The sequence below is a fragment of the Streptomyces sp. DH24 genome (genome assembly GCF_029813775.1).
Lineage (GTDB): Bacteria > Actinomycetota > Actinomycetes > Streptomycetales > Streptomycetaceae > Streptomyces.
In genome coordinates, this window is record NZ_JARVKW010000010.1 from 1 (window position 1) to 13,131 (window position 13,131).

Genomic DNA, 13,131 nt, shown 5'->3' on the forward strand with positions numbered 1-13,131 from the left:
CGTACGGCCGACGGGCCGCCCGCGTTCAGTCCGGGCGGGCAGACCGCTGACGGCGGGCTGACGGCTGACGGCGGGCTGACGGCGGGCGGAGGGCGGGTGGCGGGCGGACGGCGGCCGGACGTGGGCCCGGCCCGGCCGGGCCCACGACGTGGCGTCGTCGCCCGGAGGGCGGCCGGGCGGCGTTCGGTGCGTGCTCTCGTCGGGCTGCCCGGTGCCCTCGTAGGGCAGGCGTCACCCCGCGGGCCCGGCCTAGGCTCCGCCGACCGCCGTGAGCAGCGCCAACCGGGCGGCAGCGGACCGGGATTCCCGCTCGCACGCGTGCGGGTACGGCACCGGCTCCGGATGCGTGTCGCGGCCGTACCCGGCGAGGACCTCCGGCAGCCGGTGGCCCGACGCGGTCGCCGCGTCGACCAGGCCGCGCGCGACCGCGCGGGCCTCGTCGTGCAGGCCGTAGCGGGCCAGGCCCAGCGCGATCAGCGCGTTGTCGTGCGGCCACACCGAGCCGCGGTGGTACGACAGCGGGTGGTACGCCGGCTGCCCGGCCGCCAGCGTCCGCACGCCCCAGCCGGAGAAGAAGTCCGGCTCCAGCAGCCGCCGGCCGACCAGCTCGCCGTACTCCTTGTCCAGCAGCCCCGACCACAGCAGGTGCCCCGCGTCGGAGGCCAGCGCGTCCACGTGGTCGCCCCGCCCGTCCAGCGCGAGCGCCGGGAAGCCGTGGTCCGGCATCCAGAAGTCCCGCTGGAAACGGTCCCGGAGGTCGCCCGCCGCCTGCTGCAGCAGCGCCGCGTAGCCCGCGTCGCCCCACACCGTGCGCGCCAGCCACGCCGTGCGGCGCAGCGCGTCGTACGCGTAGCCCTGGGCGCCCGCGGCCGTCACCGGCCCCGTGGGACGACCGCCGTCGGCGGAGCAGATGGAGCCGGGGGAGTCCTTCCAGTTCTGGTTGGCGAGGCCGCCCCGGTCGGCGCGGTAGACGAGGTAGCCGCGCGAGGTGAGCCCGCCGTGGTCCAGCATCCAGCCGACCGCGGCCCGGGCGTGCGGCTCCAGCCGGCGGGCGAGGCCGGTGTCGCCGGTCTGCTCGACGTAGGCGCCGAGCAGCACCAGGAACAGCGGCGTGGCGTCCACCGAGCCGTAGTACCGGCCGTACGGCACCTGCCCGAAGTGGGCGAGTTCGCCCTGCCGGACCTCGTGCACGATCTTGCCCGGCTGGGCGACGGCGTGGGCGCCGGTCTCCGTGGCCTGCGCCGCGGCGAGCGCCAGGAGCGTGGCCGCAGCCGGCTGCGGGCGGTAGGGCAGCGCGAACAGGGAGGTGAGCAGCGCGTCGCGGCCCAGCAGGGTGAGGAACCAGGGCGCGCCGCCGGCCGGGACCCGCAGCTCCTCTCCGTCCGGTCCGGTCGCCGGGACCTGGAGCGCGGCGAGGTCGGACAGGCCCCGGGCGCAGGCTTCGGCGAGCTCCGGCCAGCCGGTCGGGAAGGCCACGCCCCGCACGAACTCCTCCTCGCCCGCGCGGATCCGCTCGCGCACGGCGGACGGCGAACGCGGCACCCACAGGGCCCGCTTCTCGCCGTGCGGCCGGGCGATGACGCGCAGGATGAGCTCGGCGGTGCCGTGCGGCTCCAGGTCGATCGCCCACACCAGGCGGCGTGCCCCGGTACCGGTCTCCTCCACGGCGTCCGGCGCGGGCTCGGACGTCACGGTCGTGCAGGACCGCCATGCGCCGCGCCGGTAGGTGAACTCCACGCCGCGGTCCAGCACTTGGCGGGTGCGGGTGGCGCCCGGCTTGGGGTAGGTGCGGTGGTCGGAGCGCAGCTCGAACTGGTCGGTGAAGTCCGCGTCGGCGGTGATCGCGAGGCGTACCGTCGTCGGCGCCGGCCGGTTGCTGGTCACGCGCAGCGACTCGGTGAACGAGCCGCCCGCGACCGCCTGTTCGCGGAACAGCGTGTACGCCGGCGGCTCCTGGCGCCCGCCGCGCGGCACCAGCACGCAGCGGGCGGTCTGCCCACCGGTCACGGGCGTCAGCGTCTCGGGCACCGCCCCGTCGACGGTGAGCTGCCACCGGCTCAGATGCCGCGCGTCACGCACGAACAGCCCGTCGGGCGAGCTGCCGTTGCGTACTCCGCTGATGTCGCCGCCGTCGCCCACGGCGGCGAACGTCCCGCCGTGCACGAGCAGATGATGCCGGTCCGTCATCCCCGGCCCCCTCCCTTGGCTGCTGTGGCGCTGATCCCGGACGCGTCGGGTCCGGGATGTTCCTGGTGGAGCAGGCGGGTCCGCCCGGACCCGGCCTCGTTGACCGGGCCGGGAGCGGGGTCCCCGCCCTGTTTCCGGCGGGGCCGCCGCAGGCCGGTCCGTCCTCGCCCCGGGGCCTGCCGGCGCGGGGGACACGGGTGCCGGGCGGCCGGGCGTGGCACCTGTGGACGGCACGGGCCGCGCGGGGGAACGGTGGACGCCCCCGTCCAGTTGTCATGGAGGACGCCGGCGGCCCTGACGTGCGTCGACTCCTCGGCGTCGGCGTCGGTGCCGTCGGGGACGGGGCGGCGGCCGGATCGTATCCAGTGCTCCTGGCGGTCGTCGTCGGGCCGGGGACGGGGCAGGGAGAAGAGGGAACGGTGGTGAGGGGATTCAAGGGCCCGGTTGCCTCGGGGAAGGAGTCGGGGCGTGCGATCCACTCAGGGCTCCCTGAAGACGTCTGGCCGACCTGTTCGGCAGTAGCTACCGTAGAGTTACGCCTATTTAACACGCAAAACCCAATATGTAATGCAAGGTTGGGAAACACAAGGGGGTGCGCATGAACGGATCCGGAACGAAGGTCAGGACCGGCAGATCGGGCGGCCAGGCGAGCGCCGGCGACCTGCTGGAACTGGTGCGCACCGGCCGCGCCACCACACGCGGCGCGCTCCAGCAGGTGACGGGGCTGTCCCGCGCCACCGTCGGCCAGCGCCTCGACCGGCTGTTCCGCGCGGGCTGGCTGCGCGAGGGCGCCGGGGGTCCGGTGGAGTCGCCGCTGGGCGGGCGCCCCTCGATCACGCTGGAGTTCGACGACGGGCACGCCGTCGTCCTCGCCGCCGACCTCGACACCCGGCACGCCCGCGCGGCCGTGCTGTCACTGGGCGGCGAACTGCTCGCGGAGCACTCCGGCGCGCTGGCCATCCAGGACGGCCCCGAGGTCGTCCTCGGCGAGCTCGGCCGCTGGTTCGCCGAGCTGCTGGGGAAGGCGGGCCGCGCCCCCGGCGAGGTGTGCGGCATCGGCCTCGCGGTGCCGGGCCCGGTCGACATCGACACCGGCCGCGTCGTGCAGCCGCCGATCATGCCCGGCTGGGACGGCTACGACATACGCGGCCGTCTGGCCAGGGCCTTCACGGAGCACACCGGCGCCGGGCCGGTGCCGGTGCTGGTGGACAACGACGCCAACCTCATGGCGTACGGCGAACAGCGCACCGGTCACCCGGACTGCTCGGCGTTCGTGCTGGTGAAGGTCTCCACCGGCATCGGCGCGGGGGTCGTCGTGGGCGGCACCGTCTACCGGGGCATCGACGGCGGCGCCGGGGACATCGGGCACATCCGCGTCCCCGAGGGGGCCGGGGCGCTGTGCCGGTGCGGCTCCTACGGCTGTCTGGCCGCCCTCGCGAGCGGTGGTGCCGTGGCGCGGCGGCTGGCCGAGGCCGGGGTGCCTGCGGCGTCCGGCTCGGACGTGCGGGACCTGCTGGCGTCCGGCCACCCGGAGGCGGTCGGGCTGGCCCGGGAGGCGGGGCGGCAGGTCGGGGACGTGCTGGCGACGGTCGTGACGCTGCTCAACCCCGGGGTGCTGATGATCGCGGGGGATTTGGCCGGAACACCGTTCGTGACGGGCGTGCGCGAGCTGCTGTACCAGCGGGCGCTGCCGCGCTCCACCGCCCATCTGGAGGTCGTCACCTCGCGGCTCGGGGAGCGGGCGGGCCTGGTGGGCGCCGGGGCGCTGGTCGTGGAGCATCTGTACGCGCCGGAGCGGGTGGAGGAGCGCCTGCTGGAACTCGGGGTGTGACGGGCGGGTTTCCGTCCCGCAACCGCGTCCGGATGGTGAAATTCCGGCGGCTGTGGCAGCGTGATTCTCGCCACCCTTGATAAGGGAGGCGCTCAGATGAGCGGATCTTGAGCGACTGCACTTCTCCAAGGGGTGGCACTCAGTGCCACCCCTTGATCGTTCATCGATCGAAATCATGCGTGCTGAGAGCCGCTCGTTTGAGCGTCAACTCCCGTCTACGGGGGTTGATGAGTTCAAGAAGTGAAAACATCCGTCGGCGACGGCTTGCCAAGCTTTGACTTTCGATCCGCTGGCGGCCGAGTGGTTACAGGCTCATGACGCGCAAGTGGACGTACCCACATGCCTTCGATCTGGGTACATTCCCCGACGTCAGGGCAGCCACCGCGTCCTCGAGGGAGTCGAGACCCGTGTCGGAAAACAAAGATCCCCACGTAACTCAGCCGGGCCAGAGCGTTGAGGGCGTGAAGTTCGTTTACGACTTCACCGAGGGCAACAAGGACCTCAAGGACCTCCTCGGCGGCAAGGGCGCCAACCTTGCCGAGATGACCAACCTCGGCTTTCCGGTCCCGCCCGGCTTCACCATCACCACCGAGGCCTGCAAGACCTACCTCGACAGTGGCGAGGAACCGGCGGCACTGCGTGACGAGGTGAGTGCGCACCTCGACGCCCTCGAAGCGAAGATGGGCAAGAAGCTCGGCCAGGCCGACAACCCTCTGCTGGTCTCCGTGCGCTCGGGCGCGAAGTTCTCCATGCCCGGCATGATGGACACCGTCCTCAACATCGGCCTCTCCGACAAGTCGGTGCAGGGCCTCGCCCGGCAGGCCGGCGACGACCGCTTCGCGTGGGACTCCTACCGCCGCCTCATCCAGATGTTCGGCAAGACCGTCCTCGGCGTCGACGGCGACCTCTTCGAGGAGGCGCTGGAGAAGGCCAAGGAGGCCAAGAAGGTCACGGTCGACACCGAACTGGAGGCGGCCGACCTCAAGAAGCTGGTCACCCGCTTCAAGAAGATCGTCAAGACCGAGACGGGCCGCGACTTCCCGCAGGACCCCCGTGAGCAGATGGACCTCGCCATCCGCGCGGTCTTCGACTCCTGGAACGGCGACCGCGCCAAGCTCTACCGCCGCCAGGAGCGCATCCCGCACGACCTCGGCACCGCCGTCAACGTGTGCTCCATGGTCTTCGGCAACCTCGGCCCGGACTCCGGCACCGGCGTCGCCTTCACCCGCGACCCCGCCTCCGGCCACCAGGGCGTCTACGGCGACTACCTCCAGAACGCCCAGGGCGAGGACGTCGTGGCGGGCATCCGCAACACCGTCCCGCTCGCCGATCTGGAGAAGATCGACAAGAGGTCGTACGACCAGCTCATGCAGATCATGGAGACCCTGGAGAACCACTACAAGGATCTCTGCGACATCGAGTTCACCATCGAGCGCGGCCAGCTCTGGATGCTCCAGACCCGCGTCGGCAAGCGCACGGCGGGCGCGGCCTTCCGCATCGCCACGCAGCTCGTGGACCAGGGCCTGATCGACGAGGCCGAGGCCCTCACCCGCGTCAACGGCGCCCAGCTCGCGCAGCTGATGTTCCCGCGCTTCGACGAGAACACCAAGGTCGCGCAGGTCGGCCGGGGCATCGCGGCGTCGCCGGGCGCGGCCGTCGGCAAGGCCGTCTTCGACTCGTACACGGCCGTCAAGTGGTCGCGTTCCGGCGAGAAGGTCATCCTGATCCGCCGCGAGACCAACCCCGACGACCTGGACGGCATGATCGCCGCCGAGGGCATCCTGACCTCGCGCGGCGGCAAGACCTCCCACGCGGCCGTCGTCGCGCGCGGCATGGGCAAGACCTGTGTCTGCGGCGCCGAGGAGCTGGAGGTCGACACCAAGCGCCGCCGCATGACCGTCCCCGGCGGGCACGTCGTCGAGGAGGGCGACGTCATCTCCATCGACGGCTCGTCGGGCAAGGTCTACCTGGGCGAGGTCCCGGTCGTGCCCTCCCCGGTCGTGGAGTACTTCGAGGGCCGGATGCACCCGGGTGCCGACGACGCCGACGAACTGGTCGAGGCGGTGCACCGGATGATGTCCTTCGCCGACCGCAAGCGCCGCCTGCGGGTGCGCGCCAACGCGGACAACGCCGAGGACGCGCTGCGAGCGCGGCGCTTCGGCGCCCAGGGCATCGGCCTGTGCCGCACGGAGCACATGTTCCTCGGCGACCGGCGTGAGCTGGTCGAGCGCCTGATCCTGGCGGACACGGAGGCCGAGCGCGAGGAGTCCCTGAAGGAACTGCTCCCCCTCCAGAAGCAGGACTTCGTCGAACTCTTCGAGGCGATGGACGGCCTCCCGGTGACGGTCCGGCTGCTGGACCCGCCGCTGCACGAGTTCCTGCCCGACATCACGGAGTTGTCCGTCCGGGTCGCGCTGGCCGAGTCCCGCCAGGAGCCGCACGAGAACGAACTGCGCCTGCTCCAGGCCGTCCACCGGCTCCACGAGCAGAACCCGATGCTGGGTCTGCGCGGCGTGCGCCTCGGCCTGGTCATCCCCGGCCTGTTCACCATGCAGGTACGGGCGATCGCCGAGGCCGCGGCCGAGCGCAAGGGGGCGAAGGGCGACCCGCGCGCGGAGATCATGATCCCGCTCGTCGGCACCGTCCAGGAGCTGGAGATCGTCCGCGACGAGGCCGACAAGGTCATCGCCGAGGTCCAGGAGGCCACGGGCACCGAGCTGAAGCTGTCGATCGGCACGATGATCGAGCTGCCGCGCGCCGCCCTGACGGCCGGCCAGATCGCCGAGGCCGCGGAGTTCTTCTCGTTCGGCACGAACGACCTCACCCAGACGGTGTGGGGCTTCAGCCGGGACGACGTGGAGGCGAGCTTCTTCACGGCGTACCTGGAGAAGGGCATCTTCGGCGTCAGCCCCTTCGAGACGATCGACAAGGACGGCGTGGGCTCCCTGGTGAAGTCGGCGGCGAAGGCGGGCCGCGAGACGCGTCCCGACCTGAAGCTCGGCGTCTGCGGCGAGCACGGCGGCGACCCGGAGTCGGTCCACTTCTTCCACGAGGTCGGCCTCGACTACGTCTCCTGCTCCCCGTTCCGCATCCCGGTCGCCCGCCTGGAGGCCGGCCGCGCGGCGGTCACGTCGAAGGGCAGCGACCACCGGTAGGCGCTGCCGCTCGGATCGACCTGGCCCGCCCGGCCCGGCACACCGCCAGGGCCCGGCCAGTCCGGCCCGCAGAACGCCGGAACCGCCGCCCGTCACCCTGACACCCTCACCGACGGGGCGGCGGGTTCCGGACCACGGAAAGGAGGACGGCACCCTGTGCGGGGGTGCCGTCCTCTCCGTCGTCGCGGACTGGAAGAATTCGGGCCGTCAGGACGACGCACACGGGGGAGCACACATGCCACTGGGCATACGCGGAAGCAGCATCAGGCCGTTGAGCAGCATGGGCGGCCACGCCGTCGACCCCTGGAGGTCGGCGCGGCGGACCCTCGCCGTCCTGCTCTTCGGGTGGTTCGCCGCGGCCGGTACCGCCGGAGTCTCCTACCTCGCCCTTCGCTGGGTGGCCGTTCCCATCGGTGTCGGGATCCTGCTCTGCCTGACGTTCGCCGTACTGCTGGCGCTCCTCCACCGGGCCGCGTGGATCGCGCTGCTGTCCCTGGTGCCCGCCGTGTTCATCCTGGTCGGTGCCGTGCAGTACGCGCCCGAGGCGGCGCTGGAGGCGCGGGGCGTGCGCGAGCGGGTGGTGATCGTGGCCGACAGCGCCGAGGTGACCGGCGGCAAGAACCACCGGTACACGCTGCGCACGTCCGACGGCGAGGAACTGGACGAGCGGCTCACCTACAAGGGGGATGCCTGGGCGCCCGAGGTGGGAGACCGGCTCGACGTCGTCCTCGACCCGGAGGGCGTCGTGCCGATGGAGAAGGCCGACGAGATCGACCCCGCCGGTCGGCTGAACAGCCTGATCGCCGGGGTCGTGGCCTGGACGCTCATGACGCTGCTCGCGGGCCGGCGGGGATACGTCCGTCGCCGGGCGGGCAAGGGGGAGTCGTTGCTGCTGTCGCTGTGACGGGGCGCGACCGGTGTCCAGAGATCAAGTTCGGCGGCGGCGACGTGGTGTCCTCGGCCACTGGACGACACCGGCCCGAGAGCCGGCGGCGGGATTCGAACCCGCGTTTCCCTCTTGGCAGGAGAAGTAGCCGCAACCTGCGCACCTGGACGCCGTCAGCGTAGTGGGCGGACGGCGTCCAGGCATCCGAATTGCCGGTCAGCCCTCCGCCCGACGCCTGCGCGTCGCCGTCATCAGGCCCGCCCCCGCCAACAGGACGACGACGCTGCCGGCCGCGAGGTACGGCGTCGCGCCGCTGCCGCCCGTCTCGGCCAGGTCCGTCCCCTCACCCGAGGACTCGGAGCCGCCCGTCGAGCCGGTCTCGTCCGCCGCGCCCCCGTCGTCCGCCGTGTCCTCGTCGTCGGCCGGGACGAAGTCCGCCGGAGGCTTGTCGCAGCCGATGCCGTCGGCGTCGCGGTCGAGGTGAGTGCCGTAGTGCTCGTCGCCCTCGCGGATGTTGGCGTAGCCGTTCTCGTACGCCTCGGCGCAGTTCTTGAACGGGTGGCTGCCCTCGTGCGCCGCGGCGACGGACGGCAGGGCGGCCAGGGCGAGCGCGGTGACGGCCACGGCGGCCGGTCTACGGATCATGTTCAGCTTCAGGTTCACGAAACCCCCCAGGTTTCCCGGTACTTCGTCATTCCGCCGAACCGACGCGCATGATCACAAATGCGCGGTCGGCGGGATGTGAGGTGCCGAAGGTATGGGGAACGCCGCTGCGGCTGCGGCGAGTTGGGGGGCCTGTGATGTGAACGTGACGTGACCGGGCGGTAGCTCTGTGTCGGTCTACACCTCGTGCCCGGGGTGCCGGGGCGGCGTCAGACGCCGGAATGCCGCTCCACCGGAGGACCGGGGTTCGGCGACTCCCGCGGAGCCGGTCGCGGGGTACCGTTCTGGTGCCGAAGCAGGACAGGAGTAAGCATGAACGCTCTGCCCGAAGACAACATCGGTAGGCGGATCGCACGCCTGCGTCGAGAACGACACCTCACCCAGCGGGCTCTGGCTGACCTTGCTGGGATTCCGTACAGCACCCTCACGAAGGTCGAGGTCGGGGTCAGGCCTCCCACCCCGTACGTCGTTGCCACGTGTGCCCGCGCCATGGGCGTCGAGGTGGCGACGATCGAAGGGCGGCCCTACGCGAGCGAACTGCGCGCCGACCAGCTCGACATACTCATCCGACCCATCCGTGAGGCTCTGGACGTCTACGACCTGGGCCCCGACCCCGACATCCGGCCACGACGCCTCGAAGTGCTGGCCGATGAGGCGGAAGCGCTGTGCGCGGCGGTCCGTGCCGGTGAGATCAAGCAGGCGGCCGGCACCGTTGCGGGCCTCATCGAGGAGGCGACGACCGCAGCGCACGCGGCCGGCACCACTGACGGCTGGCTGACGCTCGCTTCCCTCTACCGGACCGCTTACGACGTGGCGGCCAAGTTGGGTTACGGGGATCTCGCGCAGCTCTCCCTCGCCCGGATGGACTGGGCGGCACAGCGCGGCTCTGACGCCGTCCTCGGCGGCATGTACCAGTACATGCGTGCGCTCACGTACCTGCGGGAAGGCAAGTACCGCACTGGGCAACGTCTGGTCACCCTGGGACTGTCCACGATCCACCAGGCGGACGATTCGCGGCAACGGCAGGTCGTCACAGGACAGATGCACCTCGGTGGCGCCGTCATGGCCGGCCGGGCGCACAACGAACATGAGGCTTTCGAGCACCTCCGTGAGGCCGAGCGGATCGCCGCAGCGACAGGTGAGTCCGTCAAGGTGCACTGGCTCGCCTTCGGTCCCACGAACGTGCAGGCTCACCGTGTTTCTGTGCTGGCAGAACTCGACCAGTACGGCGAGGCGGTTGAGGCGACGGAGGGCCTGGTCATCCCGAACGACTGGCCGAAGTCCCGGGCCAGCCACCACTTCGCCGAGGTCGCTCGCGCGCAGATGTGGACCGGGAAGCTCGAGGCGTCCTTCCGGAGTCTGGTCCTTGCCCGGAAGGCAGCCCCGCAGCAGGCCAAGTACCACCCGACTGTGCGGGAGACGTACGCCGGTCTTGAAGCCGCTCACCGACGACTTCCGGAGAGTTTCCTGTCGTACGGCTCGTGGCTGGGATCCGGCCACGTGGCATAACGATCAGTAAAGCCTCGGCCCCAACCTTTCCGAATTCGGGGAAAGTTGGGGCCTTGTCGTGCGCCCACCATGTCGTCACTGGCCCTTTCGACATGGAGCCGACCATGACGATGCATCACTGCGCGACCCATGCGCGCGCCTGTCGACGCGTACATGCTGACGCCGTCTTTGATCTCCCGCCCCGCGTCCTGTCCGAGGACGATGTCCGGTCGGCACCACGCTCCGCCAAGAGGACGTGATGACGACGACAGCCGTACAGACGCCTCGCGCGGCCACGGGCCGTGCCGGGGACGTGATGAGCGAGTGCTTCAAGGTCACCCGCCGCCCCCGTGGGACAAAGCCCCCGGCCGACGACACGTACCGCGTCGCGGCCATGCGCCGGATCGCCGCCGCGCGGCTTCGGTACTGCGGCCTCGGCGCGATGGCCGACGACGTCACGCTGATCGTCTCCGAGTTGCTCACCAACGCGCTGATCCACAGCGGCGCCACGGAGGTCAGCCTGCGCATCACCGTCGATGGCGACACTCTGCGCATCGCGGTCCGCGACGGTATGCCGGGCAGGGCACAGCCCGGCACGGCGGACGCGGAGGCCGAGTCCGGTCGAGGGCTGACCCTCGTCGACGCGCTGGCCCGGGAAAACGGCGGTGCCTGGGGAACCAGCGACGCCGGTGCCGAGACCTGGTGCAGCCTCACCGTCCCGTGCGGGGAACAACAGTGAGCGCGTCGACCCTCGTGAGCGAGTGGGCTCCCGTCAACGAGGAGACCCTGACGACGCTGTTACTGGCGTTGCGGCGATGGGAGCCCTTCGACGGCTGCGCGCTGCTCGGGGACATCGGCGATGTGCTGGACGACGTCACGCCGAGCGAGGGCGAAGCCGAGGTACTCGCGGAGCGCCTGCGCGGCCGGTTGACGCACCTTGTCGATCTCGCGCTGAAGGCCCGGGCGGCCGAGGACGACGAAGCGAGCCATCTCATTCTGCGTGCTCGCACCGTCCTCAACGAGCACGCCCCGATGGACCACCGGCGAGCCGTAGGGCACCTGCGCCGGATGGCGTGGGCCGCCAATGAGCTGTTGGAACGACTGGGCGCCCTGCGGCGCCTGAAGGAGTACGCGTGATCCGGTTCCCCCCGCCCCTCACCTTCCCGAACGAACAGAGCCTGGTCCCTTTCGTCACCCTGCGCAGGGGCGAGGAAGCGGCGCCCGCGAATCTGCACATCCTGCGGCAGCGCGACGGTTCGCGCCTACGCCTGTTCTACGGCGACGAGGACCCCAGAGACCGGCCGGTGCGCGGCATCCTCTGGGCGCGGTGCGGCTTCAGCCGCGACGGGGACGGCATGCCGGCCGGTGAGCCGCTGTGGAAGTTCATGCACCCGTACCGGCAGATGGCGACGATGCTCGCCGGGCGCTGCCAGGTGTGCACGCGGCCCGCCCGGACACCCCTCGGGTACCTCTTCCTGACCGGCCCGAAGGACAGGCATCCGGCGCAGCCACTCCTGACCGGCCAGCCTCCCGTCTGCGTGCGGCACGTCCACACGACGGCGAAGCTGTGCCCGCACATGGCAGGCGACCCGGTCGTGTGCCTGGCCGACAGGGCCCCGCTGCACGGGGTGATCGGCAGTGTCTACGGCCGCGGCCCGGACGGCGCCGTCACGCCCGTCTCCGCACCTCCCGAACCGGTCACGTTCAACGACCCGCGCGCTCCGCTGCTCCTCGGCTCCCAGCTCGTACGACGGCTGTCGTCATTCCGCGTACTCGACCTGGACGGACTGCGGCAGCTCCTCGCCACCGGGCACGACGGTGCGACGCGGATCCCCGCTCCGCACGGGACGTGAGCCCGCAGCGGGCGACGTGCCGCCCATGACCTCCGCACACCCGTCCACCAACCCTGGAAGGGGCCTTGATGAGCGAGTTGCTCCGTGTGCTTGCCCCCGACGACGCGCCCGTCGCGTGAAACGGCCGTCCGGCGATCCCGCCCGCCACGCCACGCCACGGGATCGCCGGACGGCTCCCCGCCCTCACCATTTCTCCGAAGGATCGTCAGTGTCCCGGTTCACCGTCCTGGACGACACCCGTCGTCACCCCGACCTGGCCGAGCGGATCACCGCCCTCCTGCACACCGTGGCCCCTCTGGTGGAGGAGACGACCGGCCTCCCCCTCCCGCCGGAGGTCCGCTTCCGCCTGCTCACCCCGAGGGCCTGGCGGCGGGCCGAGATCGCGTACAAGCTGCGCGTCCTCACCCGGGACATCGCCGACCCCGGCCTGAGCGTGCCGCCCGAACACGTCTCGGCGGTGCGCCTCGCCCTCAAAGCCACCGGGTTCATTCCCGCCCTGGTCTGGCCGCTGGTCGTCGGGTCCACCGTGATCGCCGCCGACGGGCGCGACGAGACCCTCGTCATGCCCAGGGCGCTGCGGCACAGTGGCCTGCTGGCCCATGAACCGTCCCTGTGCCAGATGCTCAGCCACGAGCTGACCCACCATGCGCAGGACGCCGCCTGCGGCGACAGCACGGAGTGGAGGAGCTTCTTCCCCCAGTTGAGGAAGATCGATCCCGGCAGCATCCCGGCCGTCGTGGAAGGGCATGCCCGCTGGGCCGACCAGCAGGTCACGACAGCCCTGTACGGCGCACCGGTCGACCACGTGCGCCAGGCGCGGCGCTCGCCGCGTGCCCGCCTTCTCGTCCGCGCACCGGGCCTTCGCCGACTCGGCCCGAGCGGGGACGCCTACGCGCAGGGCACGCGCCTCATCGGCCACGCCGTCACCGTGCACGGCACCGATCTCGTCAACCGGGTCTGGAAAGACACCTCACTGCTGCCCACCAGGAGCGAGATCGCGGAGCCCGATGCGTGGATCGCCCGCATCGCATAGACCCCTGCCCGGTGGCCCGGTGGCCCGGTGGCCCG

10 protein-coding genes and 1 tRNA gene are annotated in these 13,131 nt (G+C 71.6%); 8 read left to right on the forward strand and 3 right to left on the reverse strand.

Annotation, left to right across the window (positions count from 1 at the left end; translation table 11 throughout):
• Nucleotides 1-249 precede the first annotated feature (249 nt).
• Nucleotides 250-2,187 (reverse strand): glycogen debranching N-terminal domain-containing protein, encoded by a 1,938-nt coding sequence (locus QC282_RS10480; RefSeq protein WP_279548980.1) that lies wholly within the window; start codon nt 2,185-2,187, stop codon nt 250-252.
• Nucleotides 2,188-2,785: 598 nt separating this feature from the next.
• Between QC282_RS10480 and QC282_RS10485 the strand changes: the two genes are divergently transcribed.
• The 3 genes from QC282_RS10485 (at nt 2,786) to QC282_RS10495 (ending at nt 8,077) form a co-directional block, all read left to right on the forward strand.
• A complete protein-coding gene (locus QC282_RS10485; protein WP_279548981.1) occupies nt 2,786-4,018 on the forward strand; it encodes an ROK family protein in 1,233 nt (410 codons plus the stop codon).
• A 461-nt stretch (nt 4,019-4,479) separates the two neighbouring features.
• On the forward strand, nt 4,480-7,173 hold the full coding sequence (ppdK, locus tag QC282_RS10490; RefSeq protein WP_279548982.1) for a pyruvate, phosphate dikinase: 2,694 nt from the start codon (nt 4,480-4,482) through the stop codon (nt 7,171-7,173).
• A 280-nt stretch (nt 7,174-7,453) separates the two neighbouring features.
• Nucleotides 7,454-8,077: a hypothetical protein gene (locus QC282_RS10495; protein ID WP_279549121.1), complete on the forward strand. Its 624-nt coding sequence runs from the start codon at nt 7,454-7,456 to the stop codon at nt 8,075-8,077.
• 80 nt (nt 8,078-8,157) lie between these two features.
• On the opposite strand, the gene QC282_RS10500 is transcribed toward QC282_RS10495, so the two are convergent.
• Nucleotides 8,158-8,237 (reverse strand) — tRNA-Gly (locus QC282_RS10500).
• A gap of 38 nt (nt 8,238-8,275) precedes the next feature.
• Nucleotides 8,276-8,710 (reverse strand): LAETG motif-containing sortase-dependent surface protein, encoded by a 435-nt coding sequence (locus QC282_RS10505; protein ID WP_279549122.1) that lies wholly within the window; start codon nt 8,708-8,710, stop codon nt 8,276-8,278.
• Nucleotides 8,711-9,034: 324 nt separating this feature from the next.
• Here QC282_RS10505 and QC282_RS10510 point away from each other — a divergent pair, with 324 nt between their 5' ends.
• From QC282_RS10510 to QC282_RS10530, 5 genes are all read left to right on the forward strand, one after another.
• On the forward strand, nt 9,035-10,231 hold the full coding sequence (locus QC282_RS10510) for a helix-turn-helix transcriptional regulator (protein WP_279548983.1): 1,197 nt from the start codon (nt 9,035-9,037) through the stop codon (nt 10,229-10,231).
• A gap of 238 nt (nt 10,232-10,469) precedes the next feature.
• Nucleotides 10,470-10,949, forward strand: coding sequence for an ATP-binding protein (locus QC282_RS10515; RefSeq protein WP_279548984.1), 480 nt, complete (start codon nt 10,470-10,472; stop codon nt 10,947-10,949).
• Entirely contained in the window at nt 10,946-11,347 is a 402-nt protein-coding gene (locus QC282_RS10520; RefSeq protein ID WP_279548985.1) for a DUF6415 family natural product biosynthesis protein, read from the forward strand. Before QC282_RS10515 ends, QC282_RS10520 begins: the two co-directional genes overlap by 4 nt.
• Entirely contained in the window at nt 11,344-12,063 is a 720-nt protein-coding gene (locus QC282_RS10525) for a hypothetical protein (RefSeq protein WP_279548986.1), read from the forward strand. The genes QC282_RS10520 and QC282_RS10525 overlap by 4 nt, the downstream gene beginning before the upstream one ends.
• A 208-nt stretch (nt 12,064-12,271) precedes the next feature.
• Nucleotides 12,272-13,096, forward strand: coding sequence for a zinc-dependent metalloprotease (locus tag QC282_RS10530; RefSeq protein WP_279548987.1), 825 nt, complete (start codon nt 12,272-12,274; stop codon nt 13,094-13,096).
• Nucleotides 13,097-13,131: the final 35 nt, after the last annotated feature.

Coding starts and splice junctions, on each gene's coding strand:
- QC282_RS10515 (WP_279548984.1), top strand. CDS start 10,470: ATGACGACGACAGCCGTACAGACGCCTCGCGCGGCCACGGGCCGTGCC.
- QC282_RS10510 (WP_279548983.1), top strand. CDS start 9,035: ATGAACGCTCTGCCCGAAGACAACATCGGTAGGCGGATCGCACGCCTG.
- QC282_RS10480 (WP_279548980.1), bottom strand. CDS start 2,187: ATGACGGACCGGCATCATCTGCTCGTGCACGGCGGGACGTTCGCCGCC.
- QC282_RS10485 (WP_279548981.1), top strand. CDS start 2,786: ATGAACGGATCCGGAACGAAGGTCAGGACCGGCAGATCGGGCGGCCAG.
- QC282_RS10495 (WP_279549121.1), top strand. CDS start 7,454: ATGGGCGGCCACGCCGTCGACCCCTGGAGGTCGGCGCGGCGGACCCTC.